Annotated in this window: 25 protein-coding genes, 6 tRNA genes and 1 riboswitch; of the genes, 7 read left to right on the top strand and 24 right to left on the bottom strand. The window is 66.4% G+C overall.

The genetic code is table 11. The features are described 5' to 3' along the window. Positions 1–35 precede the first annotated feature (35 nt). The 3 genes from ROV95_RS14885 to ROV95_RS14895 form a co-directional block, all read right to left on the bottom strand. Entirely contained in the window at positions 36–1,658 is a 1,623-nt protein-coding gene (locus tag ROV95_RS14885; protein ID WP_021204397.1) for an FMN-binding glutamate synthase family protein, read from the bottom strand. A gap of 55 nt (positions 1,659–1,713) precedes the next feature. Next, the gene (locus ROV95_RS14890; RefSeq protein ID WP_312545063.1) at positions 1,714–3,000 is read right to left on the bottom strand and encodes a nucleotide sugar dehydrogenase; all 1,287 of its coding nucleotides are present in this window, start codon (positions 2,998–3,000) and stop codon (positions 1,714–1,716) included. A 142-nt stretch (positions 3,001–3,142) separates the two neighbouring features. Beyond that, positions 3,143–3,577: a BLUF domain-containing protein gene (locus ROV95_RS14895; RefSeq protein WP_312545064.1), complete on the bottom strand. Its 435-nt coding sequence runs from the start codon at positions 3,575–3,577 to the stop codon at positions 3,143–3,145. Between the two features lie 131 nt (positions 3,578–3,708). Here ROV95_RS14895 and ROV95_RS14900 point away from each other — a divergent pair. Further along, a tRNA-Leu gene (locus tag ROV95_RS14900) sits at positions 3,709–3,795 on the top strand. 23 nt (positions 3,796–3,818) lie between these two features. Here ROV95_RS14900 and hemN read toward each other — a convergent pair. Together hemN and ROV95_RS14910 are read right to left on the bottom strand one after the other, a co-directional pair. Then, positions 3,819–5,228 carry an oxygen-independent coproporphyrinogen III oxidase gene (gene hemN, locus ROV95_RS14905; RefSeq protein WP_019658967.1) on the bottom strand — a complete coding sequence of 470 codons (1,410 nt, stop codon included), beginning with the start codon at positions 5,226–5,228 and terminating at the stop codon, positions 3,819–3,821. A gap of 44 nt (positions 5,229–5,272) precedes the next feature. Beyond that, entirely contained in the window at positions 5,273–5,713 is a 441-nt protein-coding gene (locus tag ROV95_RS14910) for a group III truncated hemoglobin (protein WP_021204395.1), read from the bottom strand. Positions 5,714–5,892: 179 nt separating this feature from the next. Here ROV95_RS14910 and ROV95_RS14915 point away from each other — a divergent pair, with 179 nt between their 5' ends. Together ROV95_RS14915 and ROV95_RS14920 are read left to right on the top strand one after the other, a co-directional pair. Then, on the top strand, positions 5,893–6,180 hold the full coding sequence (locus ROV95_RS14915) for a hypothetical protein (RefSeq protein ID WP_019658969.1): 288 nt from the start codon (positions 5,893–5,895) through the stop codon (positions 6,178–6,180). Beyond that, positions 6,177–7,226, top strand: a complete 1,050-nt coding sequence (locus ROV95_RS14920) for a 4Fe-4S dicluster domain-containing protein (protein WP_058980163.1) — start codon at positions 6,177–6,179, stop codon at positions 7,224–7,226. The genes ROV95_RS14915 and ROV95_RS14920 overlap by 4 nt, the downstream gene beginning before the upstream one ends. Position 7,227: 1 nt before the next feature. Here ROV95_RS14920 and ROV95_RS14925 read toward each other — a convergent pair whose 3' ends face one another. Together ROV95_RS14925 and ROV95_RS14930 are read right to left on the bottom strand one after the other, a co-directional pair. After that, positions 7,228–7,464, bottom strand: coding sequence for a hypothetical protein (locus ROV95_RS14925; protein WP_019658971.1), 237 nt, complete (start codon positions 7,462–7,464; stop codon positions 7,228–7,230). 353 nt (positions 7,465–7,817) lie between these two features. Further along, positions 7,818–8,027: a hypothetical protein gene (locus tag ROV95_RS14930; protein ID WP_019658972.1), complete on the bottom strand. Its 210-nt coding sequence runs from the start codon at positions 8,025–8,027 to the stop codon at positions 7,818–7,820. A 111-nt stretch (positions 8,028–8,138) separates the two neighbouring features. On the opposite strand from ROV95_RS14930, the gene ROV95_RS14935 reads away from it, so the two are divergent. Continuing rightward, complete coding sequence (locus ROV95_RS14935; RefSeq protein WP_312545067.1) at positions 8,139–8,540, top strand: transcriptional regulator; 402 nt, start codon at positions 8,139–8,141, stop codon at positions 8,538–8,540. A 22-nt stretch (positions 8,541–8,562) separates the two neighbouring features. After that, positions 8,563–8,626: riboswitch (Fluoride riboswitch) on the top strand. A gap of 82 nt (positions 8,627–8,708) precedes the next feature. After that, positions 8,709–9,101, top strand: a complete 393-nt coding sequence (crcB, locus tag ROV95_RS14940; RefSeq protein ID WP_021204393.1) for a fluoride efflux transporter CrcB — start codon at positions 8,709–8,711, stop codon at positions 9,099–9,101. Positions 9,102–9,105: 4 nt separating this feature from the next. On the opposite strand, the gene ROV95_RS14945 is transcribed toward crcB, so the two are convergent. Then, positions 9,106–9,939, bottom strand: a complete 834-nt coding sequence (locus ROV95_RS14945; RefSeq protein ID WP_019658975.1) for an AraC family transcriptional regulator — start codon at positions 9,937–9,939, stop codon at positions 9,106–9,108. A gap of 173 nt (positions 9,940–10,112) precedes the next feature. Here ROV95_RS14945 and ROV95_RS14950 point away from each other — a divergent pair, with 173 nt between their 5' ends. Beyond that, entirely contained in the window at positions 10,113–11,189 is a 1,077-nt protein-coding gene (locus ROV95_RS14950) for a hypothetical protein (RefSeq protein WP_312545070.1), read from the top strand. Positions 11,190–11,211: 22 nt separating this feature from the next. On the opposite strand, the gene ROV95_RS14955 is transcribed toward ROV95_RS14950, so the two are convergent. The 5 genes from ROV95_RS14955 to ROV95_RS14975 form a co-directional block, all read right to left on the bottom strand. Further along, positions 11,212–11,481, bottom strand: a complete 270-nt coding sequence (locus ROV95_RS14955) for a hypothetical protein (RefSeq protein ID WP_020723485.1) — start codon at positions 11,479–11,481, stop codon at positions 11,212–11,214. Between the two features lie 218 nt (positions 11,482–11,699). Continuing rightward, positions 11,700–12,614, bottom strand: coding sequence for an ADP-ribosylglycohydrolase family protein (locus ROV95_RS14960; protein WP_312545071.1), 915 nt, complete (start codon positions 12,612–12,614; stop codon positions 11,700–11,702). Positions 12,615–12,736: 122 nt separating this feature from the next. Further along, positions 12,737–12,810 (bottom strand) — tRNA-Cys (locus tag ROV95_RS14965). Positions 12,811–12,876: 66 nt separating this feature from the next. Next, positions 12,877–12,952, bottom strand: a tRNA-Gly gene (locus tag ROV95_RS14970). A gap of 142 nt (positions 12,953–13,094) precedes the next feature. Continuing rightward, positions 13,095–13,170, bottom strand: a tRNA-Gly gene (locus tag ROV95_RS14975). A 133-nt stretch (positions 13,171–13,303) separates the two neighbouring features. On the opposite strand from ROV95_RS14975, the gene ROV95_RS14980 reads away from it, so the two are divergent. Next, entirely contained in the window at positions 13,304–13,732 is a 429-nt protein-coding gene (locus tag ROV95_RS14980) for a hypothetical protein (RefSeq protein ID WP_021202080.1), read from the top strand. Between the two features lie 2 nt (positions 13,733–13,734). On the opposite strand, the gene ROV95_RS14985 is transcribed toward ROV95_RS14980, so the two are convergent. The 11 genes from ROV95_RS14985 to kdsB all read right to left on the bottom strand — a co-directional run bounded on the left by ROV95_RS14985 (position 13,735) and on the right by kdsB (position 23,975). Continuing rightward, complete coding sequence (locus ROV95_RS14985; protein WP_312545073.1) at positions 13,735–14,655, bottom strand: HlyD family efflux transporter periplasmic adaptor subunit; 921 nt, start codon at positions 14,653–14,655, stop codon at positions 13,735–13,737. Further along, positions 14,652–15,380, bottom strand: coding sequence for an ABC transporter ATP-binding protein (locus tag ROV95_RS14990; RefSeq protein ID WP_019658988.1), 729 nt, complete (start codon positions 15,378–15,380; stop codon positions 14,652–14,654). Before ROV95_RS14990 ends, ROV95_RS14985 begins: the two co-directional genes overlap by 4 nt. Before the next feature lie 10 nt (positions 15,381–15,390). Continuing rightward, a complete protein-coding gene (locus ROV95_RS14995) occupies positions 15,391–16,530 on the bottom strand; it encodes an ABC transporter permease (protein ID WP_312545076.1) in 1,140 nt (379 codons plus the stop codon). Further along, positions 16,527–17,990, bottom strand: a complete 1,464-nt coding sequence (locus tag ROV95_RS15000) for an efflux transporter outer membrane subunit (RefSeq protein ID WP_312545155.1) — start codon at positions 17,988–17,990, stop codon at positions 16,527–16,529. The genes ROV95_RS14995 and ROV95_RS15000 overlap by 4 nt, the downstream gene beginning before the upstream one ends. Before the next feature lie 360 nt (positions 17,991–18,350). After that, positions 18,351–18,426 (bottom strand) — tRNA-Gly (locus tag ROV95_RS15005). Between the two features lie 138 nt (positions 18,427–18,564). Next, a tRNA-Gly gene (locus ROV95_RS15010) sits at positions 18,565–18,640 on the bottom strand. 181 nt (positions 18,641–18,821) lie between these two features. After that, positions 18,822–19,448, bottom strand: a complete 627-nt coding sequence (gene pgsA / locus ROV95_RS15015; protein WP_012510614.1) for a CDP-diacylglycerol--glycerol-3-phosphate 3-phosphatidyltransferase — start codon at positions 19,446–19,448, stop codon at positions 18,822–18,824. Positions 19,449–19,466: 18 nt separating this feature from the next. Continuing rightward, entirely contained in the window at positions 19,467–21,311 is a 1,845-nt protein-coding gene (gene uvrC / locus ROV95_RS15020; RefSeq protein WP_197591995.1) for an excinuclease ABC subunit UvrC, read from the bottom strand. After that, on the bottom strand, positions 21,308–22,720 hold the full coding sequence (locus tag ROV95_RS15025; RefSeq protein WP_019658993.1) for a hypothetical protein: 1,413 nt from the start codon (positions 22,718–22,720) through the stop codon (positions 21,308–21,310). The genes uvrC and ROV95_RS15025 overlap by 4 nt, the downstream gene beginning before the upstream one ends. Further along, the gene (locus ROV95_RS15030; RefSeq protein ID WP_134729530.1) at positions 22,717–23,205 is read right to left on the bottom strand and encodes a low molecular weight protein-tyrosine-phosphatase; all 489 of its coding nucleotides are present in this window, start codon (positions 23,203–23,205) and stop codon (positions 22,717–22,719) included. The genes ROV95_RS15025 and ROV95_RS15030 overlap by 4 nt, the downstream gene beginning before the upstream one ends. Next, on the bottom strand, positions 23,202–23,975 hold the full coding sequence (gene kdsB, locus ROV95_RS15035) for a 3-deoxy-manno-octulosonate cytidylyltransferase (RefSeq protein WP_312545078.1): 774 nt from the start codon (positions 23,973–23,975) through the stop codon (positions 23,202–23,204). The genes ROV95_RS15030 and kdsB overlap by 4 nt, the downstream gene beginning before the upstream one ends. Positions 23,976–24,045 lie beyond the last annotated feature (70 nt).

A 24,045-nucleotide genomic window follows, 5' to 3' on the forward strand; every position in this document is an offset into this window, starting at 1 on the left:
TCAGCCGAGCATGGGCTCGGCTCTACAACATCACGTTATCGCGACTTGCTGGCGCGCAGCGCCTGGATCTTCGGCGGTGGCTGGAACGAGTCGCTGCGCGCATCGGCCCAGAACGCATGGAACACCGCATGGTCGGGCACCTTGTGCAGCAGTTCGCCTGGCTCCAGGTAGCGGTACAACGAGGCCAGCGAACGGATCTCCACCGGCGAGACACGGCGCAGGATGTGTTCCGGCCCCAGCTCGGCCGGATCATTGAGGCCAGCGGCACACAGCAGTTCCTTCAAGGCATGCAGCGTGTGCTCGTGGTAGCTGTAGACACGAGCAGCCTTGTCCGGTGCATCCAGATGCTTCCAGCGCGCGGGATCCTGGGTAGCGATCCCGGTCGGACACTTGTCGGTATGGCAGCTCAGCGACTGGATGCAGCCCAGCGCGAACATGAAGCCTCGGCCGGCATTGCACCAGTCGGCCCCCAACGCGATGGTCCGTGCGATGTCGAACGCACTGGTGATCTTGCCGGCCGCGCCGATGCGGATGCGCTCACGCAGGTCGAGGCCGACCAGGGTGTTGTGCACCAGCAGCAGTGCCTCATGCATCGGCACGCCGACATGATCGACGAACTCGGCCGGTGCCGCGCCGGTGCCGCCTTCGGCGCCATCCACCACGATGAAGTCCGGCAACAGGCCGGTTTCCTGCATCGCCTTGGCGATGCCGAACCATTCCCACGGGTGGCCGATGGCCAACTTGAAACCGACCGGCTTGCCACCGGACAGTTCGCGCAGGCGGGCCACGAACTGCAACAGTTCAACCGGCGTGGAGAACGCCGAATGGCGCGACGGCGACACGCAGTCAACGCCCATCGGCACGCCACGGGTCACCGAGATCTCGGCGGTCACTTTCGGTGCCGGCAGCACACCGCCGTGGCCCGGCTTGGCCCCCTGCGACAGCTTGATCTCGATCATCTTGACCTGATCGTGGGTAGCGTTGGCAACGAAGCGCTCCTCGCTGAAACCACCTTTCTCGTCACGGCAACCGAAGTACCCCGAGCCGATCTCCCACACCAGGTCGCCGCCCATTTCGCGGTGGTAGGGCGAAATCGATCCTTCGCCGGTGTCGTGGTAGAAGCCACCGCGGCGCGCGCCTTCGTTCAGTGCGCGGATCGCATTGGCTGACAGCGAGCCAAAGCTCATCGCCGAGATGTTGAACACGCTGGCCGAATAAGGCTTGGCGCAGTTCGGGCCGATCAGGACGCGGAAGTCATGCTTGGCAATCGTCGTCGGTGCCAGCGAATGGTTGATCCACTCGTAGTCCACCGCATAAGTGCTGCGCAGGGTGCCGAACGGCACCGTGTCCATCTCGTTCTTTGCGCGCTGGTAGATCAGCGCGCGCTGCTGGCGCGAGAACGGCACGTCTTCCAGGTCGCTCTGCACGAAGTACTGGCGGATCTCCGGACCGATCGACTCCAGCCCGTAACGGAAGTGCGCCATCACCGGATAATTGCGGCGCAACGTGCTGCGTTTCTGCAGCAGGTCCCAGGTCCCCAGCGCCACCATCGCGGCAGTCAGGCCGACGCCCCAGTACCAGGCTGGCCAGATCGTGGCCAGCCACAGGCATATCGGGAACATCAGGATGGCGAGCAGGTAGACGATATACCGGTGCATGGCGTTCCTCGGTTGCAACTGCCCCCGAGTCTACCGCGCCGTTCGCAGCCGGGGCTTACAAACGATCGTCAACCACGTTGCGCGGCCAGGCCGATTTCACGTCGTAGACCAGGCCACCGGGCGCCAGCAGCGCCCGGATTGCGGATTCATCCATCGCCTTGAAACGGGCGTGGGCCACCGCCAGCACCACCGCGTCATAGCGCCCTGCCCCGGGCTCGGCCAGCCAGTCCAGGCCCTCGCCGGTCAATGCCGCCGGGCCGACCCACGGGTCGCTTACCTCGACCCTCGCACCGGCATCGCGCAAGCGCTGTGCCAGTTCCAACGCGCGACTGTTGCGCAGGTCCGGGCAATCCTCCTTGAAGGTCACGCCCAGGACCAGGATGCGTGCATCCGCCGGCGCACGGCCACGCTCGGCCAGCATCGCCAGCACCCGAGCCGCTACGTGCTCGCCGACGCGGTTATTGACCTGTCGCGCGGTGTGGATCAGGTCCGGGTGGTAACCCACGCTCTCGGACTTGTGCAGCAGGTAGTACGGATCGACGCCGATGCAGTGACCACCGACCAGGCCCGGGCGGAACGGCAGGAAGTTCCACTTGCTGCCGGCGGCATCCAGCACGTCCTGGGTGTCGATGCCGAGCCGGTCGAAGATCAGGGCCAGCTCGTTGACCAGCGCGATGTTGACGTCACGCTGGATGTTCTCGACCACCTTGGCCGCTTCAGCCACGCGCATCGAAGGGGCCGGGAACGTACCGGCGGCAATGATGCGCTGGTACAGACCATCAATCACCGCAGCGACCTCCGGGGTCGATCCGGAGGTGATCTTGCGGATGTCGGCAAGGCGCCGCCGGCGGTCACCGGGGCTGACCCGTTCGGGGCTGTAGCCGCAGTAGAAGTCTTCGTTGAAGCGCAGGCCGGACCCTTGTTCCAGCAGCGGCACGCACACTTCCTCGGTGGTTCCGGGGTAGACCGTGGACTCGTAGATCACCAGATCTCCGGCGCGGAGATGGCTGGCAATCAGGCGCGTGGCCGAACGCAACGGCTCCAGATCGGGCTGTTCGTAGGCATCGATCGGGGTCGGCACGGTGACGATGTAGACATTGCAGGCATCAAGCAGTGCCGGATCGCTGCCGTACTGCAACAGGTGCGCACTGGCCAGCTCGTCGGCTTCCATTTCCAGTGTGTGGTCCTGGCCGCTGCGCAGCTCGGCGATGCGACCGGCGTCGATATCGAAGCCCAACGTCGGCCACTGCCGGCCAAACGCCACCGCCAACGGCAGGCCGACATAGCCCAGGCCGACCACCGCAAACCGAGGGTCACTGGCCGCCGCAACCGGCACACTCATCGGCACATCCCATGCAATCGATGCAATCGCACATACGCTGCCATGGCTTCGGCCAACACACTCATCTGCTGCACCACTCCGGAAAACCTGCGCCAGAAAGGCTACAGCCTACCGGCCCCGGCGCCCTGCCGCCAAGGCGGGCTCAGGACCCCAACGCCACCGCCGCCGGTTCCAGCTCACCGTCGGCACCGGTCCAGGCCTGCAGCAGGCGTTCAAATCCACCGCTGCCAAGCAGGAAGCCGGGCCAAGCGGCGTCGACGATCTGCGCCAGAGGTTCTGGCTCGATGCGCCGCGTACCCATCGACCAGCGCGGAAATGCCCGCTGCACCACCGGAGCGCGGCACAGTACGTGCAGCTGCCCATGGCTGCGCGCGTTGAGAATGCGCTGGAACACCGAATCGATGCCGTCCTGCGGGCCCTCGAGATACTGCAGGAAGCGTGCTCCATCGAACATCAGGACGCCGGTGACTCCAGCTACACGATTGAATGCCGTGGCATCGGCCAGCAGGCGGTCAAGATCGGTTGTCTGCAGATCGGCGCGGGCCTCGCTGGCATAGGCAATCGCGTGCAGCGACATCAGATGGCTCCCCCCCTGGGAACGATGGCAGGGACTATGACATGAATACGATCGGCAGTTAAGCACGCGACCGCCGTGATGCAAACAGGCCGAGGCACCGCAGGTGGGCTACAATCGGCGCCGCGCTGCTGGCCCGGATGGCGAAACTGGTAGACGCATCGGACTTAAAATCCGCCGGGGGCAACCCCATGCCGGTTCGATTCCGGCTCCGGGCACCATACGCACGCCGCGCAACCCACACTCAGATCGCCCGCGAGTAACGCGGTTGCTCGTGAGTGGCACGCAGGTACGGATCGAAGCACATCGCCAGCAACCGCAGCAGCGGTCGCCCCGGTTCGCTGGAACGCACCACACCATCGCGGTATTCGGCCAGCCCGTCTTCCTGCAGCCGCTGTACCGAATGCAGGTCCTCGGCAAAGTACTGTTCGAAATCCACGCCGTGGCGCTGACCCAGCTGCACGCCATCGACCTCGCCCTGGCACATCAACTGCTGGATCAGTTCCGCACGCAGCTGGTCGTCAGCGCTCAGCGCCACGCCGCGCCACACCGGCAGCTGCCCCTGGTCCACGGCATCCTCCCATGACGGCAGGTCGCGCGGATTCTGGCTGTAGGTGGCACCGATGTGGCTGATCGCACTCACGCCCAGGCCGAGCAGATCGGTATCGGCGTGGGTGGTATAGCCCATGAAATTGCGATGCAGCTGCCCGGCGCGTTGTGCGCGCGACAGATCTTCTTCCGGCAATGCGAAGTGATCCATGCCGATGTACTGGTAGCCGGCCGCAGAGAGCGTCTCCACCGCCAGACCCAGCAGCGCCAGTTTGTCCTCCGGCGAAGGCAAGCGGCTTTCGTCGATCTGCTTCTGCGCACGGAACAGATGCGGCAGATGCGCGTATCCGTACACCGCCAGGCGGTCCGGACGCAGCGCCAGCACCCTATCGAGGGTGCGGCCGAACCCCTCCAGGCTCTGCCCGGGCAGGCCGTAGATCAGGTCGACGTTGACCGAACGCATGCCGCTGTCGCGGCAGGCGCTCAGGATGTCCAGTGTCTGCTGCACGCCCTGGATGCGGTTGATCGATTCCTGCACCTGCGGGTCGAAATCCTGCACGCCTAGGCTGGCCCGGTTGAATCCCAGGCGCGCCAGCATGGCGACGTCGCGGGTGTCGATGAAGCGTGGATCGAGTTCGATCGAGAAATCGCGCTGCGGTGAATCGCTGAAATCGAAGCGCCGGCGCAGCCCTTCCACCAGCGTGGTCATCGCCTCGGCCTCGAGGAAATTCGGCGTGCCACCGCCCAGATGCAGCTGGATGACCTCACGGCCGTCCTCGAACTGCGGCGCCAGCAGGTCGGCCTCGGCCAGCACGCGCGACACATAGCTGTGGCCACGTCCGCGGTCGCGGGTGATCACCCGGTTGCAGCCACAGTAGAAGCAGGGGCTGGAACAGAACGGCACATGCACGTACAGCGACAGCGCGCGGGCCAGCTGGTTGCTGTCGGCGATCGCCTGGCGCAGCGCCGGCGCGCCGAAGCCATCGTGGAAATGGGGCGCGGTCGGATACGAGGTGTAGCGCGGCCCGGGCCGGTCGTGCCGGCGCAGCAGATCGGGGTCGAAGGTCCAGGCCAGGCCACCGGCAGCGGGAGAGAACGTGTCCATGCCCCCAGCATCGCGCCAGGCGGCCTATGCCGCCTTGACCCAGATCAATGCTTGCCGGCGATCCCCAGTACCGGCAGGCCGACCTGCGGCCAGCGCAGCATCTGGTAGCGCTTCCAGAAGGTGTCACCGATCCGCGCAGCCACGTCGTTGGCCAGTTCCTGCATCGGCGGGTTGCCGCACTCGGCAGTGGTGGCCCGGAACAGCACCAGCCAGCGATCGAACAGGTCCTTGTCCAGCTCGATGGCCATGTGCTTGGACATCGGCGAGCCCTTGAAGCGGCGAGTGCCACGCAGCATCGCCGACCAGAAGTCGACCAGCTGCGCCAGGTGCCCGGGCCAGTCGTGCACGTGCGCCTCGAACACCGGTCCCAGCCGCTCTTCCGCTCGCACGCGGGCATAGAAATCGTGGACCAGTCGGGTCACTTCCTGCTCGGTGCACAACCCGGGCGAGGCGACAGGGAGGACAGGCGGCTGTGTTGCGTTCATCGGGGCATCCAAAGCTTGCAGGCAGGCTGCCGCACCCAGGCGGCAGCGCCGTTGATCCAGATCAATGTCGGCGCAATCCGCTGCGCCTAGGCTGGCACGCTTGCAGGAAGCATGCCCTGCGGATACGGCGCCGATCCTGGCGAAGTATACGCGCCGCCCACTTTTCGATCGGGGACAGCATGAACAGACCTTTTCCCAACCGCCGCCAGCGGCTGATCCAGCACTGGGGCGCGATCCTATGGCCCAGCTTCATCGCCGCCGGCGTTGCCAGCGTGGTGTTCTTCGCCTTCGTCGATCCATTGCGCCTGCAGGCCATCAGTTTCCCGGGCACGGCCATCAGCCGCGAACTGGGCTATACGGCAGGATTCTTCATGTTCTGGTCGGTCACTGCACTGTCCAGCGCGGTCACCTGGTACCTGCAGCGGCCCCTGCCGGGCGATGACGACGAGGAGCTGCCGCTGGGATGAGCACGTCCTGCACCCGGGTACCCCGTCCCTGGCATTGGCGCGGCACGCTCAGCGCTGCCCTGCTGGTGGTGTTCTACGCACTGCCGTGGCTGCGCTGGGAAGGACGCCAGGCGCTGCTGCTGGACATCAGCGCGCGGCGATTCGACCTGTTTGGCTGGACCTTGTGGCCCGGCGACGTCGGCGCGCTGATCGGCCTGCTGGCGGTACTGGTAGTAAGCCTCGCGCTGCTGACCCACCTCGCCGGCCGCGTCTGGTGCGGCCACGCCTGCCCGCAGACGCTGTGGCGCCGTGCCTTCGACTGGATCGCCCGCAGCGCGGCGCGGGTACTGCCCGCACCTGCGGCAGGCCCAGCCACCCAGCTGGCCTGGGGCCTGCTGTCAGTGTGGACCGGCATCACCTTCGTCGGCCTGTTCAGCCCGATCAGCGGATTGCTGGCCGCCGCGCCAAGCGCTGGCTGGAGCGGCTGGGAAACGTTCTGGGTGCTGTTCTACGCCGCCGCCACCTGGGGAAACGCCGGGTTCCTGCGTGAGCAGGTGTGCCGTTCGCTGTGCCCGTTCGCACGCATGCAGCCGCTGCTGACCGATCCGCATACGCCGCGCATGCTGTACGACGCCCGCCGCGGTGAGCCGCGCGGGCCACGCCCGTCCGGTCTCGGCGGGGTGCTGGGCCGTGGCCGCGGCCTGCTCGACCCGACCACTGCGCAGGACTACGTATTCCGCGCTGCGCATCCGCTGCTGGCAGGACCGATGCCGACCTTCAGCGCCGACCGCCTGGGTGACTGCACCGATTGCGCAGCCTGCGTCCGTGCCTGCCCGATGCAACTGGACATCCGCCAGGGACCGCAGGCCGATTGCCTGGCCTGTGGCGCCTGCCTGGAGGCCTGCGCACAACAACAGCTCCGGGCCGGTTTCGGTCCTGGGCTGGTGCGCTACTGCAGTCCGCAGGCGATGGCCGGACAACCGAAGCGCCTGTGGCGCCCCCGGACGTTGGCCCTGCTGTCCTTGTTGCTCGCGCTGCTTGCCTGCGGCGCCTGGCGCCTGCTGTGAATCAACGCGACGCGTTGGCGTGCGGCGGCACAAGCTGGGCGCGCCGGACGATGCCCAACTGTTCGATGATCAGCGCCATCTCGTTGGTGACTTCGGTACGCTCGGTCCCCTGTGGGACCAGGCGATCCAGCACCTGCTGGTAGGTATCCCAGAACGCCGGACCGCATCCGTGTTTGTGATAACTGGCTTCCAGTTCGCGGCGTACCCGTTCAGCCAAGCCATTCATGCCGTATTCCATACGACCTCCGTTGGAATTGTTCTGCATCGTTGACGGTCTACCGACTCACTTGCGTGCTACTGAAAGACTCCCAGGCTTCACGACTGGTTGACTCCAATTAGTCACAGATTTCACGACAGGTCAATTACATGCAGCGACTTTCGTGATTGAAATTATTAATCGTTCACGAAACTACATACGGGGCCCTGGGGGTGCCGGATGGGGCGAAGCCGACAGGCGTCAGGAAGCACAGCACGACGTCCGCAGTAGGCGGCACTGATTATCAGCTTGGGATCGATTGAACTTGCCTATTTTGCTAAGTGTACTTAGCGCATCGGGTTAAGCAGGCTGGATGCGACAAAAGGCGGCGCAAATCAGATGGATTCGTCTGCCCGCGCTTCAGTTGTCGGAAAAAGGTTCGGGTAGCGCTGATGGAGGATGTACTGCCGCAATGGAGGAATGGGAAAGTCCCTCGGCCATTGCGACACTGCGGAACGGCTGATGCCAAAGAAGCGCGCCAGTTCCGCGTCGGTGCGGAATCCCAGCCGGGTTCGTACCTGCCGCTTGCTCCAGAATTCGGTCACGGTCGGTCCTTCTGTTAACCAGACTGATTCTTGCGGCAAGGCTTCTTCGCAATCCACGCGTTAAGCTGGCTTGCATAGATGAATACTCTCGGCCAACGACTCGCGGCAGCCATGAAGAAAGCCGGGCACCCACGCCCGGCCGATCTGGCACGCGCCGCCAAATCAACGACAGCAACCATCAGCAACTGGCTCAACGACCACGTGAGCGCCTCGCACGTAAAGGCCGAACAGCTGTTCCGCATCGCCGATGCGGCCAAGCTGGACGCACGCGAGCTGCTGTACGGGGTCAGCGGGCTTGGCGTCGGTGAGCCTGGCAATGCCTACATCCCCAGCCAGGCCCACCTGGATGTCTGGCAGGACGCCTACGAGCTGGTCAGCCATCTGGTGGCCGAGAACGATCTGGAGATCGACCACCGGCGCCACGCGGCCTTGGATCTGCTCGCGTTTGAACTGCTGATGGACGGCTTCAGCCGCAGCAAGGTTGCCCGGGTTCTGACGACCTCGATGACGTAAATGCACCGCCGCTGGTAGCATGGGCCTCGATGGGGATGGGGCTCCCCCGATAACCGCCTGAGAAGGCTGATGGCTCCTGCCATGACGAATCCGGTGTTCGTCGACGGCGGGTCGTGCCTGCCCTCGGCGTTCGCCATTGACCCTGCGAACCCGTATTCGAGGCACCCCATGCACGCACTGAACGGCTATTTCCTGGTCTTCATCGGAGGCGGCATCGGTGCCTGCCTGCGCCACGCCTGCAATCTGCTCGGCGCGCGGGTAGTGGCCGGCAGTCCCTGGCCCTGGTCGACCTTCCTGATCAACATCAGCGGCGCGCTCCTGATGGGCGTCGTGGTCGAGGTCTTCGCGATGCGCAATGGCGCCTCGCCACAGCTGCGATTGTTGCTGGCCACCGGCATCCTCGGCGGCTACACCACGTTTTCCACCTATGCACTGGAGATCGGCCTGCTGCTGCAGCGCGGCCAGCATGGGCTGGCGGCCCTGTATGCCGGCGGCTCGGTGGCACTGGGCCTGGCCGGCCTGTTCGGCGGCATGAAGCTGGCCCGGCTGCTGCTGGGCTGAGCGCTCAGGCCGCGCTGGCCCGGGTCTGCCCGCGCCATTCCCGCGGCGACAGCCCGGTATGCGCCTTGAACGCGCGCGACAGCGCGGCTTCGCTGCCATAACCCACGTCGTCGGCAATCCGTTTCAGCGGGCGCCCCTGACGCAGTGCCTGCTGCGCCAGGCCCACCCGCCAACCCTGCAGGTACTGCCCGGGCGTGGTACCCATCGCCTCGCGGAAACTGGCAGCAAACACGCTGCGTGACATGCCGGCAACCTCGGCCAGGTCTTCCAGGGTCCAGGACTGTGCGGGCGCCTCATGCATTGCTACCAGTGCCAGCCGCAGCCGTGGATGACCCAGCCCGGCAAACAGGCCACCACGCATCCCGCCCCCTTCCATCAGTTGGCGCAGCACCTGGATCATCACTACCTCGAACAACCGGTTGACCATCACCGCACGTCCGCAGCGCTGCTCGAAGGCCTCCTCGAACAGCAGTTCCAGCGCTGCGTTGCCGCCATGGAGATCCGCCAGCGGCATGCAGATGAAATCGGGCAACGCGGCGCTGATCGGGTTGAGCCGACCGCCCTCGAAATGCAGGTTGGCGCAGGCCATGTCGGCGCCGTGCTGCGGATCAGTGCTGAAGCGATGCGGCATCGGTCGCGGGTACAGCAGCAGGCTGGGGACTTCGACCTGCACGGTCTGCCGGCCGTGGCTGACCTGCAACGGGCCGCGCCGCACCAGGTGCAGCTGCCCGGCCTCATTCTCCCCCTCCAGCATGTTGATACCGCACAGCGCACCGGCATGGAACACCGAGGCAGTGACCGCAAAGCGTTCAAGCAGAATGGCGAGACGGTCGACCATGACGGGACCTTGGGTAAAGTAGAAAGAGATCAAGGCGACACATCGTATCGGAATCCTCCCGTAGCGGACGTGATCGACTCGGGGAGCGCCCCCCGCCCTTCCTGCGGCAGTGCAGCGCGCGCAGGCTGCTGGCGGGGTCTAAGCTGACGCCATTCCCGGATGGAATGCCCGTGATGTGTCACTTGCTACGATGTGCCCTCACCCTCGCCCTGCTATTCCCGGCGACACCGGTGTTGGCCGCACCCGCTGCATCACCGCGCACGTTCAGTGGCCAGTTGCAGAGGGCCCCGTGGCGCCTGGACGTGCCGGCTGACTGGAACGGTGACCTGGTGATGCTGGCGCACGGCTACGAGCCGGTAGGCATGCCACGTGCTACGCCAATGGCTGCCAATGACGGCACCGCGCCACTGCTGGCTGCAGGCTACGCCGTCGCGCAGAGCGCCTATGCCAGCCAGGGCTGGGCGGTGGCCGATGCGATCACCGACATGGAACGCCTGCGCCGGCATGCAGTGGCCGAACTCAAGCATGTGCGCCATATCTGGATGCTGGGATTTTCGATGGGCGGCGCCGTGACCCTCGCCAGCCTCGAGCGGTTCCCGCAACACTACGCCGGTGGTGTGTCGCTATGCGGCGCCAATCTCAGTGGCGAACAGATCGCGAGTGATCTGCTGACCACGCTGGTCGCTTTCGATTACTTCTTTGCCAAGGCCGAAGGCCTGCCGGGTGCGGGACTGCTCTCACCCGAAGCGGCTGCGCTGCCACAGGGCGAACTGTACCAAGGCATCTCCAATGCGCTGCAACGCAGCCCCCCGCATGCCGCGTTGCTGGCACAGCGGCTGCAGGTGTCCGCTGATGCACTGGCCGGCACGATCAGCCTGCATGCACTGGTCCTGCACGAACTGGCCACGCGCAGCGGCGGCATGCCGGTGGGCAACAGAGGCGTGGCTTCCAGCGGCTTCGGTGACGACATGGCGTTCAATGCCGGCGTGCGACGTGTCGATGCCGTGCCTGCCGCGCAGGCCGCTGTCCGCAGGGAGCTGGCATTGAGCGGTGCGTTGAGGCGACCGCTGGTGATCCAGTTCAACAACAACGACCCGACGATCGTGCCGCGCATGCAGACAGTGTATCCGCAGACGGCCGCACGGGCCGGCGCCCGTCCGCTGCCACAGGTGCTGCCGCCCGTTGGCGAAGGCCATTGTGGCTTCTCCGGCGCGCAGATCATCGAGGCGTTGAAGGCCGCGCAGCGTTGAGCAATCGCGGCCCGCGCGCAGCTCAGCCGCCCAGCGTGCCCATCGTGAAGGTGTAGCCCGAGCTCATCAGGAATTCGCGCATGCGCATTTCCGCGCGACGCGGCGAAGCCAGATTGGCCGGCGCATAGAGGGCGTAGACCAGGCCCGACCCCTCGATATGCTCACGGCGCACCCCGCAGCGGGCGGTTTCCGAAGCGATGATCCAGCCATCCTTCAACCGGTCCGGCCCGATGGATTGCCCGTTCTTCAAGCGGAAGGTCAACCAGCGCACATCTGCCGTGACTTTGCTCATTTCCGTTTCGCTCCGTGGCTGGAACGACGCGTGATGTCCGTGCTCGCCATTGCGGCTCCCTGAGACGTGGAACTCGACCATAGCGCCTTTCCATGTCGTGGCCGGCTGAGACTGGCGATCGGGACGTGGCGAACGGCTGCAGGTGAAGCAGCGCGGCGTCGGAAATGGCGGCGGCAGGGAGCATCCTGCCGGCGCAGTTCACAGGCAGGGAACCCGACTCACGCAGCGCGGTCGCTGCCCTGGTTCAAGGCGTGCAGCGCATCGGCCAGCGCCTGGATTTCGGCACGCAGGGCCAGCCGCTGCAACCACCGCCCGGGGATTCCGCGCGCGCCATGGAATGCGCCCGCCAGCTGCCCGGCGATGGCGGCCGTGGTGTCGGCATCCTCGCCAAGGTTGGCCGCCTCGAGTACGACGGCTTCAAAGGTATCGTGGCGATCAAAGCACCAGAGTGCAGCTTCCAGGCTGTCAACAACATAGCCATTGCCACGGATCTGCTCACGCGTCGCATCACGATAGCCGCCCGCTGCGATCTGCTGCAGCCGCGCGCTCTTGACGGGAACATTGCTGAGATCCAGCACCCCGTCACGGGTGCCACCTGCCAACGCCCGCTCCAGCGCGACCGCCAGCAAGCGGCACGCCTCCAGGCACTCCTGCGCAGCGTGCGTCGTCCGCGAACTCAGCTCGGCCATTGCCTGCAGGTCGGGGGTCCCGGCGTAGCGCAATGCCACCGGCGCCAAACGCATGATCGAGCCATTGCCAGCGCTGCGTGGGTCGTCACTCCCCGCCAACGAATGACCGTCCTGCAGGAACCGGTCGATCGCAGCTCGCGTTGCCATACCGATATCGAAGCACTCGCCGGTCGCACTCCAGTAACCGTGCCGGTACCAGTTGGCGTAGCGGTTCATCTGATCGCGCGGGTCGAAGGTGTCGCAGCGCGCCAGGCTCTCGGCCAGGCACATCGCCATGGAGGTATCGTCAGTCCATTGCCCCGGCTGCAGGTGGAACGGCCCACCACCCACCATATCGGTAATCGGGGTGAAGCTGCCACGGGGCTTGAATTCCAGCGTGGTACCGACGGCATCGCCGCACGCCAGGCCGAGCAAAGCCCCGCGGAAGTGATCAATCTGGTTCATCACGCGAGTGTAGCGCCACCGCATCCGCCATGACTGACCGCCAGGTCGGGTGGCGATCGCGCGAGCGGGGAATCGATTGCAGCCAAACAAAAAAGCCCTGACCGGAGTCAGGGCTTTTCAATTGGAGGCCTCAAGCGGAATCGAACCGCTGTAAACGGATTTGCAATCCGGTGCATAGCCACTCTGCCATGAGGCCAACGTACTTCACGCCAGGAACGTAGCCCTGACAAGACAAAACCCCAAGATGGGGCCTGTCGGAACATGGAGCGGGAAACGAGACTCGAACTCGCGACCTCAACCTTGGCAAGGTTGCGCTCTACCAACTGAGCTATTCCCGCGTAAGCCGACATGCTACCGGAAATCCGGAAAACACACCAGCGATTTCACCTTTCTGACTGCGCGTAAAGCCTTGTGGCCCAACGTGCCCCGCCTTGCCGTGGCGGGAGAAAAACAAGGCCCCTACCGGGGCCCTGTAGAATCTGGAGCGGGAAACGAGACTCGAACTCGCGACCTCAACCTTGGCAAGGTTGCGCTCTACCAACTGAGCTATTCCCGCAGATTCCGTTCGACCTGCGTCGAAGGAGCGCCATTGTGTCCAAATTCCTTCACGCCGTCAACAGTCTTCACATCATGCGGTCACGGGCGTCCGCACTGGGGTACGCTGCCCCGCCCAAGCACGGACACCGCCGATGCCGAGACGCTACGTCCGCCTGTTCTGGTTGCTGGTCGCGCTGACCTGGCTGGCGCTGATCGCCGCGCTGGTCAATGCCGGTTTCACCCCGGACTACTGGCTGCTGCACCGACTGGAAGGCGCTGAGCTGCCCTACCCGACCAGCACCGTCATCCTGTTCGCGCTGCTGGGAACGGTTGAGCTGGTGGTGGCCGCGTTGATCGTGCGGCCTTGGAAACTGAAACGCCTGTGGCTGCGTCTGCTGATCGCCTTTGCCCTGCTGCTGGTGTGGTCGGTACCGTGGATGCTGTCGGCGATGCACCAGCCGCCGGTACAAGGCATGCACCTGCTGTGGTTGCTGCTGCTGGACGTGGGATTGCTGCTGGCGCTGTGCGGGGTGTCGGCGGTGAGCGCGTGGCGGGCGTTCAGGCGTCCGCCACCACGCTAGGCCTATTTCCGGAACTCCACCCGCACCTGCTGGCCGAAGCGCGCCTTGGCCTCGCCATCGAACTCCAGCACACACTCCACCACCTTGGCCACGCCACGCCCTGCATCTTCAGGCAGGCGTGCCTGCGCGAACACCGGGCTGATGCGTACCACGCGTGCGGTCGGCAGCGTGCCGGTGTTCTCGGCACCATCACTGTCCGGTACCACCGCCGCTTTCATGCCTACCTGCACCGCATCGGCGTAGGCGGCGCTCAGTTCGGCGCGCACCTGCAGCGGGCGCGCCGGCAGCAACGAGATCGCCGGCTTGCCCGCCTGCACGAAGGCACCGACGCCCGGCACCTGGCCGACCACGGTGCCGGCTTCCGGCGCGCTCAACGACATCTGCTGCAGTTTCAGCTTCGCGTGCTCCAGCTTGTGCTGCGCCATGTCTACCTGCGCACCGGCCACGTCGACATCGGCGCGCACGCCGGCCAGCTGCTGTTTGGCTGCATCGGCCTGCTGGTTCGAGGACACGCCTTCGCTGGCGCCCGTGGACAGGCGAGTGGCGTTGCGCTCCAGTTCGCGCAGCTGCGCCTGGCTGCCCTTCAGGCGGTCATTGGCCAAGGCCAGATCGGCGCTGGCCATCGCCACCTCCTGCTGCAGCAGGGCACCATCCAGCGACAACAACAGCTGCCCCTTCTTCACCGTGGCGCCTTCCTTCACCGGCGCTGCAGTGATCGAGCCATCCACCGGCGGTGCCAGCGCGATCAGGCCACCTTCGACGTCAATGATGCCCCGCGCCACGGCGACCTTGCCGGCGGCGGCAGTACCCTCCTTGCCTGAGGGGGCCGATGCAGCGGTGGGCGCTTCCCTGGAACAGGCGCCGAGCAGCAGTGCCGCGGACAGGGCCAGGCTGAGGGGAAGCAGATGCGACGTCTTGGTCATGGGGCGGACTCTACGGTTTCGTTCTGGCGGCGGTCATCACGGACCATGCCGTCTTCCATGGCGATCACCCGATCGGCATGCCGGATCAGGCGCGGATCGTGGCTCACGCACAGCACGGTGGCGCCATGCGCACGTGCGTAGCGATGCAGGATGTCGATCACGCGCTGACCGTTCTCGGCGTCCAGCGCGCTGGTGGGTTCGTCGGCGAAGATCAACGTCGGCGACTTGGCGAACGCGCGGGCGACAGCGACGCGCTGTTTCTCGCCACCGGACAGCTGCGCCGGGCGCATGTGGCTGCGGTGGCTGAGGCCGACTTCTTCCAGAGCCATGCGGGCCAGCGGCTCGCTTTCGCGATTGCGCATGCCGCGGTAGCCCAGTGGCAGCTGTACCTGCTCCAACGCAGTCAGTGCCGGGAACAGGTTGAAGCCCTGGAACACGAAGCCGACATGGTGCAGGCGGAAACGCTCCACTTCACTGCGGGTCATGTGGCCCACGTCCTGGCCCAGCGCGTGCACGCGACCGCCATCGGGTGCGGCCAGGCCGGACAGCAGCGACAGCAGCGTGCTCTTGCCGCAGCCGGACGGGCCGGATACCAGGGTCAGCTCGCCGGGATAGATGTCCAGCGACAGGCCACGCAGCACCGGCACCTGCACATCACCGGACATGAAGCCTTTTTCCAATGCTTCGGCCTGCAGGGTCGGGGCGATGGCGCGTGTGGAAGTCATCGGCCGGTCCTCAACGCAGCAGCAACGATGGATCGGAGCGGACGACGCTGCGCACCGCCATGATGCTGGAGAGCATGGCCATCACCGCGACCAGCGCCACGCAGCCCAGGATCACCATCGGCGTCAGCTGCACCGGTACGCGCTGGGTCTGCGCGATCAACAGCACCACCGTGCTGAACGCCGCCGCCAGCAGCATGCCCACGCCACCGATCAGCAATGCCTGCTCGAACACCACCCGCGCCAGCGCGTAGCGACCGGCACCGAGCGCATTGAGCGTGGCGTACTCGCGCACCGAACCTGCCACTACCGAGGCGAACGACTGGTTGGTGATCACCGCGCCGACGAAGCAGACGATGACGGCCATGAACAGCGCCGCGATGCCGGCGCCGGTGTCGAACAGCCAGTATTGCTGCGAACGGCTGGCGAACGCCGGCGCGGTCCAGAACTCGACCGGCGTAGCTTGGCCCATTGACGCGGCCAAGCGATCGCGCACGCGCTCGGCAAGGTCCGGCGAGCGCAGGCCCGCCACGAAGTAGGTACTGCCCTCATGTGGGTCGGTACCAGCGATGGCGCGCGCGGTATCCAGCGAAGCCAGTACGTTGACACCACCAAGGCCACGCAGGCCCGGCTGCGCGGCAACCACGCGCACGGCCTTGCCATTGATCCAGGCACGGTTGTTCTGCAGGTCCACGCCGAGCGTATCCAGATCGGCGCTGTCGACGATCACCGCACCCGGCTCGCGAAGCTGCGCGCGCAGGTTCGCAGGGAGGATGCGCGCGAACATCATCCCGTCGTCCCGGGTGGAGATGCCGGACAGGTACACCGACACATTGCCGGTGCCCTGCGCGCCGGACCGCCATTCGCCGTCGACCCACTCGTAGGGTTCGACGCGGGTGACATCCGGGTCCATGCGCAGGTGGCTTTCGACGTCGGCGCTGATCGCATGGCCGTAGTTGACGCTCTGGGTGCCGGGGAAACCGGCCCAGATATCGGCCGAGGATGCCTTCACGTAGATCGCAGCGGTGCCGAAGATGCCCAGCACCAGTGCCGCCTGCACGATCAGCAGCATGCCGGCGAAACACATCGCCAGCACCACCGGCAGGAACCGGCGCCACTCATAGGCCAGGGTCTTGCGGGCCAGCGCGATCATTGCGGTTCGCCCTCAGCCTCGACCGGCAGCGGTGCGCCGCCAAGGGCGCGGTACAGCGAAGCAAACGCCAGCACGCGTGCGCCCTGCGCACCGATCAGATCCGCCTGCGAAGCGAGCGCGGCACGTTGCGTGTCCAGCCCATCGAACTCGCTGGACAGGCCCAGCTGCACCTGCCGCGCCTGGCGCTTGACCTGCTGGTTGGCGGCATCGTTGGCCGCGCGCAGCGACTGGATGCTGCTGTCCTGGCGTGCAAGGCTGCCCAGCGCACCTTCCACTTCGCTCACGCCTTCCAGCACGGCCTTGCGATACCCGAGCAGCGCGGCGTCCAGTTGCTTCTCATCGGCATGGAAACGCGCACGGCGTTGGCCCCAGTCCCACAGCGGAATATCGACGTATGGACCGATCGACGGACTGGAGTCGGAATTGGAGCGCGCGTTCTGGGTGAGGTTGTAGGCATACAGAATGGAGCCGCCGAGGCTGATCCGCGGGTACATCGCGGCGCGCGCCGAGCCCTTGCTGGCGGCGGCCTGCATCACCTCCGATTCGGCCAGCAGGATCTGCGGACGATGGCGCAACAGGTCCGCCGGGACCTGCTGCAGCGAGAACGTGCCCAGCTTCGGCGGCGTGCGATAGGCGCGCCAGGCCGGATCCGGGCCATCTCGCCCCAGCAACACTGCCAGCGCGCGGGCCGCGTTGTCAGCGTTTTCCCGGGCCTGTGCCGTGGCCGCGCGGGTGGCGGCCTGGCGTGCACGCAGGCGATCCAGTTCGCCCGGCTCGTCCAGACGCAGGCGCTGGCGGACCCGCGCCAGTTGTTCGCCGCGGTCGTCCACGGCCTGCTGGCGCATCAGCAGATCCTGCTGGGCCTGCGCCACGGTCAGGTCCAGATAGCTGCGCACCACGTCGGCAATCACCGCTACCTGCGCGGCATTGCGCAGCGCCTCGGCATTGCCGGCCGAGGCCTGCGCGCTCAGCTGCGCACTCTCGGCGGCGCCGAACAGGCCCAGGTCCCAGATCGCTTCAATGCCGGCATGGAAGTAGGTATCGACAGCGGCGGCGTCCTGCACCTGCTTGGCGCTGGCGGAGATTTCCGGCAGGAAACGCGAGTCGGACGTGCCAGCGACGATCCGAACGGCCTGCAGGCGCAAGGTGGCCTGCTGCAGGTCGAGATTGCCGGCGACCGCCTGATCGACCAGGCCATCCAGCGCCGGGTCGGCCAGCACCTTCCACCACTGCCTGGCGTCCACCGCCACGCCCTGGCCCTGCGGTACCTGGGTCCAGGCGCTGGGTGTGCGATCAGGCAGGTCCGGGACGGGCACCGACATGCAGCCGGCCAGGGCCAGGGTTGCCAACAACGCACCGGGGCGCAGCACTGCCTGCAGGGAGAGTCCGCACCCTGTCCTGGGCACTGCCACTGAAGTGATACGCCTGACCACCAGCCCGCCAACGTGTAGAAGGAGAATGAAGGCTACCGTGCGATTGTGGAGCGAACATGGAGAATTGGTCCGAAAACGGTCACCACACGCGTGCGGTTCAGGCAGCGCTGCCCCAGTCTTTCACTGCGCTTTCAACGCGTTCCCGGTACAGAACACTGGATGCTTTTCACGGCGCATTGCACATTGCGACGTCTCCCCGGCTCGACGTACCACACGCGTGGACATCCTCGCCGCTGGCAGCCAATCGCTTCGATCACGGCGGTGCCTGTCGGTGCATCGTGGTCGCGCTGACCGCTCCACCGGCCTCGAACACTTGCTGGCGACCCATGGGCGCATCCGGTCCGACAAACGAAAAACGCCCCCTTCCGGGAGCGTTTTTCTTGAATCTGGAGCGGGAAACGAGACTCGAACTCGCGACCTCAACCTTGGCAAGGTTGCGCTCTACCAACTGAGCTATTCCCGCTTGGGAGGCGGCATTCTACCGGATTCACATCAGAGGTCAAGCATGGATCGCGAAGATCCGATGCCATCGATGAAGCGCCACTTCATCACCGATGAGAGAATGAAAAACGCTCTCTTGCGAGAGCGTTCTTCTTGAATCTGGAGCGGGAAACGAGACTCGAACTCGCGACCTCAACCTTGGCAAGGTTGCGCTCTACCAACTGAGCTATTCCCGCTTGGGAGGCGAAATTTTACCTATTCCAAGGATGGCGTCAAGCGCTTTTTTCAGGACCTGCGAGGCGCCCAGCACCGCGCTGATCTACTACAGCATCCCCGCAAACCGACAGATCCGCATCGTCCGTTGGATGCAGCATTTCCAGTAGATCCACGCCATGCGTGGATAGCGGATCGATGGGCTCAGTTGCCCAGCTTCTTCTGCCGCGCACGCTCGCGCGCAGCGCGCTCGTCATCGCGCAGGCTCGGCCAGGCGGCGTGCAGGTACTGCAGGCCCGACCACAGGGTCAGCACCGCGGCAATGGCCAGGGTCCAGTCGCCGATATGGAACACCGGCCAGCCCATCCAGATGTCTTCCACCGGCACGTTGGGGGCCACCGAATACAGCAGGCACAACAGCGCGACCATCTGCGCGGTGGTCTTGACCTTGCCGATCATCGCCACGCGTACCTTCGCGCGCTGGCCCAGTTCGGCCATCCATTCGCGCAGCGCCGACACCGCGATCTCGCGGCCGACGATGACCGCCGCCCAGAACGCCATCCACGGCGTCGGGTGGCCCTGCACGATCAGGAACAGTGCCACTGCCACCATCAGCTTGTCCGCGACCGGGTCGAGGAAGGCGCCGAATGCCGACTCCAACTGGTAACGGCGTGCAATCCAGCCATCGAGCCAGTCGGTGATCGCGGCCAGGCCGAAGATCGCCGCCGAAGCGAAGTTGGTCCAGGTATAGGGCAGGTAGAACACCAGCACCAGCACCGGGATCATCACGATCCGCAACAACGTCAGCCAGGTGGGCAGGGTCAACTTCATGCTTGCGTGCTTCTCTCTCTACTCGGCCGCATCGGGCGTGGCCAACCCGTGCAGGTTAGCGTAGATACGTGCCGCGAGGGCGTCATTGATGCCTTCCACCTTGGCGATTTCCGCTTCGCCAGCGGCTTTCAGGCCCACCAGGCCACCGAAATGCTTGAGCAGGCTGGCGCGGCGGCGCGGCCCGATGCCGGGGATATCCTCCAGCTTGCTGGTCATCCGTGCCTTCTGGCGGCGCCCACGGTGGCCGGTGATGGCGAAGCGATGCGCCTCGTCGCGCACCTGCTGAATGAACTGCAGCGCCGGGTTGGCCGCGCCCGGGCGCAGCTCGCGCCCATCGGGCATCACCAGCGCTTCGTGGCCGGCGCGGCGCTCCACGCCCTTGGCCACGCCCACCAGCAGCACGCCTTCCACGCCCAGGTCGGCCAGTGCGGCCTGCGCCTGCGCCAGCTGGCCGGCGCCACCGTCGATCAATAGAACGTCCGGCAGCACGCCCTGCTCTTCCACCGCACGGCGGAAACGGCGGTCGATGGCCTGGCGCATGGCGGCGTAGTCATCGCCCGGCTCGATGCCGCTGATGTTGAAGCGGCGATACTGCGCGCGCACCGGACCGGCGGCGTCGAACACCACGCACGAGGCCACGGTGGCCTCGCCCAGGGTGTGACTGATGTCGAAACATTCGACCCGCTTGACCGGCTCGGCCAGGCCCAGCATCTCGCGCAGTGCGTCGCTGCGCGCGTGCTGCGCGTTGCGGCTGTTGAGTTCGGTGGCCAGGGTCAGCTGCGCGTTGCGGCTGGCCAGTTCCACGTAGCCGGCGCGCTCGCCGCGCACGTTCCACTTCAGCTGCACCTTGCGCTCGGCCGAGGCCGAGAGCGCGGCAACCAGCAGGTCGGCGTCGGGAATTTCGCGGTCCAGCAGGATCTCGCGCGGCGGCTCGAATTCGATGTAGTACTGCGAAACGAACGCGGCCAGCACTTCTTCCGGGCTCTCCTCGCCATTGGTGCGGGGGAAGAACGGGCGGGTACCGAGGTTGCGGCCATCGCGGAACGCCAGCAGCAGCACGCAGGCCTGCGACCCCTGCATGGCCACCGCCAGCACGTCCAGGTCGGCAGCACGGCCATCCACGTACTGGCGGGTCTGCATGCTGCGCAGCGAGGAAATCAGATCGCGCAGGCGCGCGGCCTGCTCGAACTCCAGCGCCTCGCTGGCGGCCTGCATCTGCTCGCCCAGCTCGCGGGTGAGCTCGTCGCTCTTGCCCTCCAGGAACAGCGCGGCGCGGCGCACCGATTCGGCGTACTCGGCAGGCGCTACCAGCTCCACGCACGGCGCGCTGCAACGGCCGATCTGGTACTGCAGGCACGGCCGCGAACGGTTGCGGAACACGCTGTCCTCGCAGCTGCGCAGCTTGAACAGCTTGTGCATCAGGTTCAGCGTTTCGCGTACCGCGGTCACGCCCGGGTACGGCCCGAAATAGCGGCCGGGAATGGCGCGCGGGCCGCGATGCAGCGCGATGCGCGGCCAGTCCTCGCGGGTCAGCAGTACATGCGGGTAGGTCTTGTCGTCGCGCAGCGAAACGTTGTAACGCGGCGATAGGGATTTGATCAGCTGGTTTTCCAGCAGCAGCGCCTCGGCTTCCGAGCGCGTGACGGTCACGTCCATGCGCGCGATCTGCGAGATCATCGACATGATCCGCGCGTTCTTCGGACTGCCGTTGAAGTAGCTGCCAACGCGATTGCGCAGTGCACGGGCCTTGCCCACATACAGCAGGGTGTCGTCGGCGGCGTACATGCGGTACACGCCGGGCGCGGTGCTGAGCTGGGCCGCGAAGGCCTTGCCGTCGAAGGCCGGGGCGGGAACGTCGGTCATTCGCTGATCGGTACTTCGCTGAGCACGCCGCTGTCGGGATCGAATCGCAGCACGGCATGGGCGTCGGTCTCGGCAATCCACACCGCCCCGGCCCCCACCGCCAGGCCGGCCGGGCCATGCAGGCGACGCGGCAGCGGTTGGGTCGTCAGTTCGCCTCCGCCCAGGCGCAGCGTGCGCAGGCGGCCGTTGCCGGTATCGGCAATCCACAGCAGCGGCGCATCCGGGCTCAGCGCGATGGCCTGCGGGAACTGCAGGCTGGCTTGGGCGCGGGGACCGTCTTCACTGCCGAAGCGCCAGGGCCCCTGCCCGACCAGGGTCTGCACCAGGTCGCCACGCAGCTGAAGCGCGCGGATCGAGGAACCCAGCGCATCGGCCACGTACAGCACCTGCTGCACCACGGCGAGCGCGGTGGGCTGGGCGAAGGCCGCCAGATGGCCGCTGCCATCACGCTCGTCAATGGAGCCGCTGCCGGCGCGCCATTGCAGGCTGCGCTGGCCCAGGTGGTAGCTCCAGATGCGGTTGTCGCCGGCCATCGCGATGTGCAGCTGGTTGTCGGCAATGGCCAAGCCGACCGGGTGGTCCAGCGAGACCTGCCGCGGCTGCGCAACCGGACCTTCCACCGGCGCACCGGGGCGCCCGTTGCCACACAGGGTGTCGACGATGCCGGTCAACAGGTTGATGCGGCGCACGGCATGGTTGCCGGTATCGGCCACGTACAGCGAATCGCGCTCCAGCACCAGCGCCTGCGGGCGATGGAATGCCGCTTCGGCAAGGTTGCCATCCATGAAATCGGCGGTACCGAGGCCGAACTGGCGCAGGATGCGGCCACCGTGGCTGCATTCAAGGATGCGGTGGTGGCCACTGTCGGCGATGTACAGGCGCTCGGTGCTGACTGCCAGCCCCAACGGGAAGCGCAGTGCCTGGCGCGGTTCCGGATGCAGTTCGCTGCCCCCGCGCGACGGCGCCGAAGGGGCTCCCTGGCACAGCGCGTTCAAGGCGCGTTCCAGTTCACCGGGGGCCCCCAGCCCGATCAGCCGTTGCTGCTCCCTGCCCTGTGCATCCAGCAGCACCAGGGTCGGCCAGGCGCTGACGCCGAAGCGGCGCCAGCCATCCCAGTCGGCATCCAGCAGCACAGGCATGGTCAGGCCCTGGCGACGCAGCAGTTTCAGTGCAGCGCTGGCGTCACGTTCGAAATCGAAGCGCGGCACCTGCAGCACCAGCGGCTGCAGCTTGCCCGGATGGCGCGACAGCCATTGGCCGAACTCGGCCAGGCGTTGCGCGCTCCAGGCGGAGGCCGCATTGACGAACAGCAGCGCGACCGGCCGGCCGCGCAGTTCGGTCAGGGTGCAGGGGGTGGCGTTGAGCCAGGTGGCGAACTCGGGCAGGTCCGGGACGGGCTGGACGTTCATGATCCGATTATGCCGGAGTCGGCGTCATGCAACAGTCGTGCCACTGCACGTTTTGCAGCATCGTCGACCAGCGACCAGACCTGTTCGAAATGATCGCTCCCGCCGGTGTACGGATCGGGGATCGCGATCCGCCCCTGCGCGCCGGACCAGGGCAGGTACAGCGCCAGCCGTTCGCGCTGCGCCACCGACGCCAGGCGACCGGCGTCACGCAGGTTGGCCTCGTCGGCACACAGGATCCAGTCGAAACGGTCGAAATCCGCGGCCTGCAGCTGGCGTGCGCGCAGGCTGCCGATGTCCACACCGTGCCCGGCCGCGCAGGCGATCGCACGCCGGTCCGGTGGCTCGCCCACGTGCCAGTCGCCGGTGCCGGCCGAATCCACCTGCACCCGCCCGGCCAGCGGCGAGGCCTCCAGGCGTGCACGCAGCGCACCTTCGGCCATCGGCGAACGGCAGATGTTGCCGAGGCAGACGACCAGCAGTTTCATCGGGCAGCCAGCGCCTGAAGAAGCGCTTCGGCGCGCTCCAGGTCCTCGGGCGTGTCGATGCCCGGCGGGAATGGTTCGGGCGAGATCGCCACACTGATCGGGTAGCCCGCCTCCAGCACACGCAGCTGCTCCAGCGATTCGACCTGCTCCAGCTGGCCCGGCGGCATTGCCGCGAACCGCTGCAGGAAACCGGCGCGGTAGCCGTAGATGCCGATGTGGCGCAGCCAGTTGTGACCGGCCGGCAGCGCGTCGCGGCTGCGTGCAAAGCCATCGCGGTGCCAGGCGATCGGCGCGCGGCTGAAGTACATCGCCTCGTTGCGCACGTTGCGCACCAGCTTCACGACGTTCGGGTCGAACAGGGTGTGCGCGTCCTCGACGGTCGTGGCGAGAGTCGACATCGGCGCAGTGCCAGCGACCAGCGCATCTGCCACCGCGCGGATGCCGGTCGCCGGTGCGAACGGTTCGTCGCCCTGCAGGTTGACCACCACCGTGTCATCGGCCCAGCCGGCAATGCGTGCGCACTCGGCCAGGCGATCGGTACCCGAGGCATGCGTGGTCGCGGTCATCGCCACCTTCACCTCGGCCAGCCCGGACAGCGCATCGGCAATGCGCTGATCGTCGGTCGCTACCCAGACCTCCCGGGCGCCGGCCTGCAGCGCGCGGCGCGCCACGTGCAGTACCAGCGGTTCACCACCCAGCAGGCGCAACGGCTTGCCGGGCAGCCGCGAGGCGGCATAGCGGGCCGGGATGGCTACGACGAATTCGGTCATGGGGCGGTACTCGGCAGGCTCGTTACAAGGGGAATGCGGCCGGCGGCGCGTGAATGCAAGCGCCGCTGCG

It is taken from the genome of Stenotrophomonas maltophilia group sp. msm1 (assembly GCF_032025805.1).
In the GTDB taxonomy this organism is placed as follows: Bacteria; Pseudomonadota; Gammaproteobacteria; order Xanthomonadales; family Xanthomonadaceae; genus Stenotrophomonas; species Stenotrophomonas hibiscicola.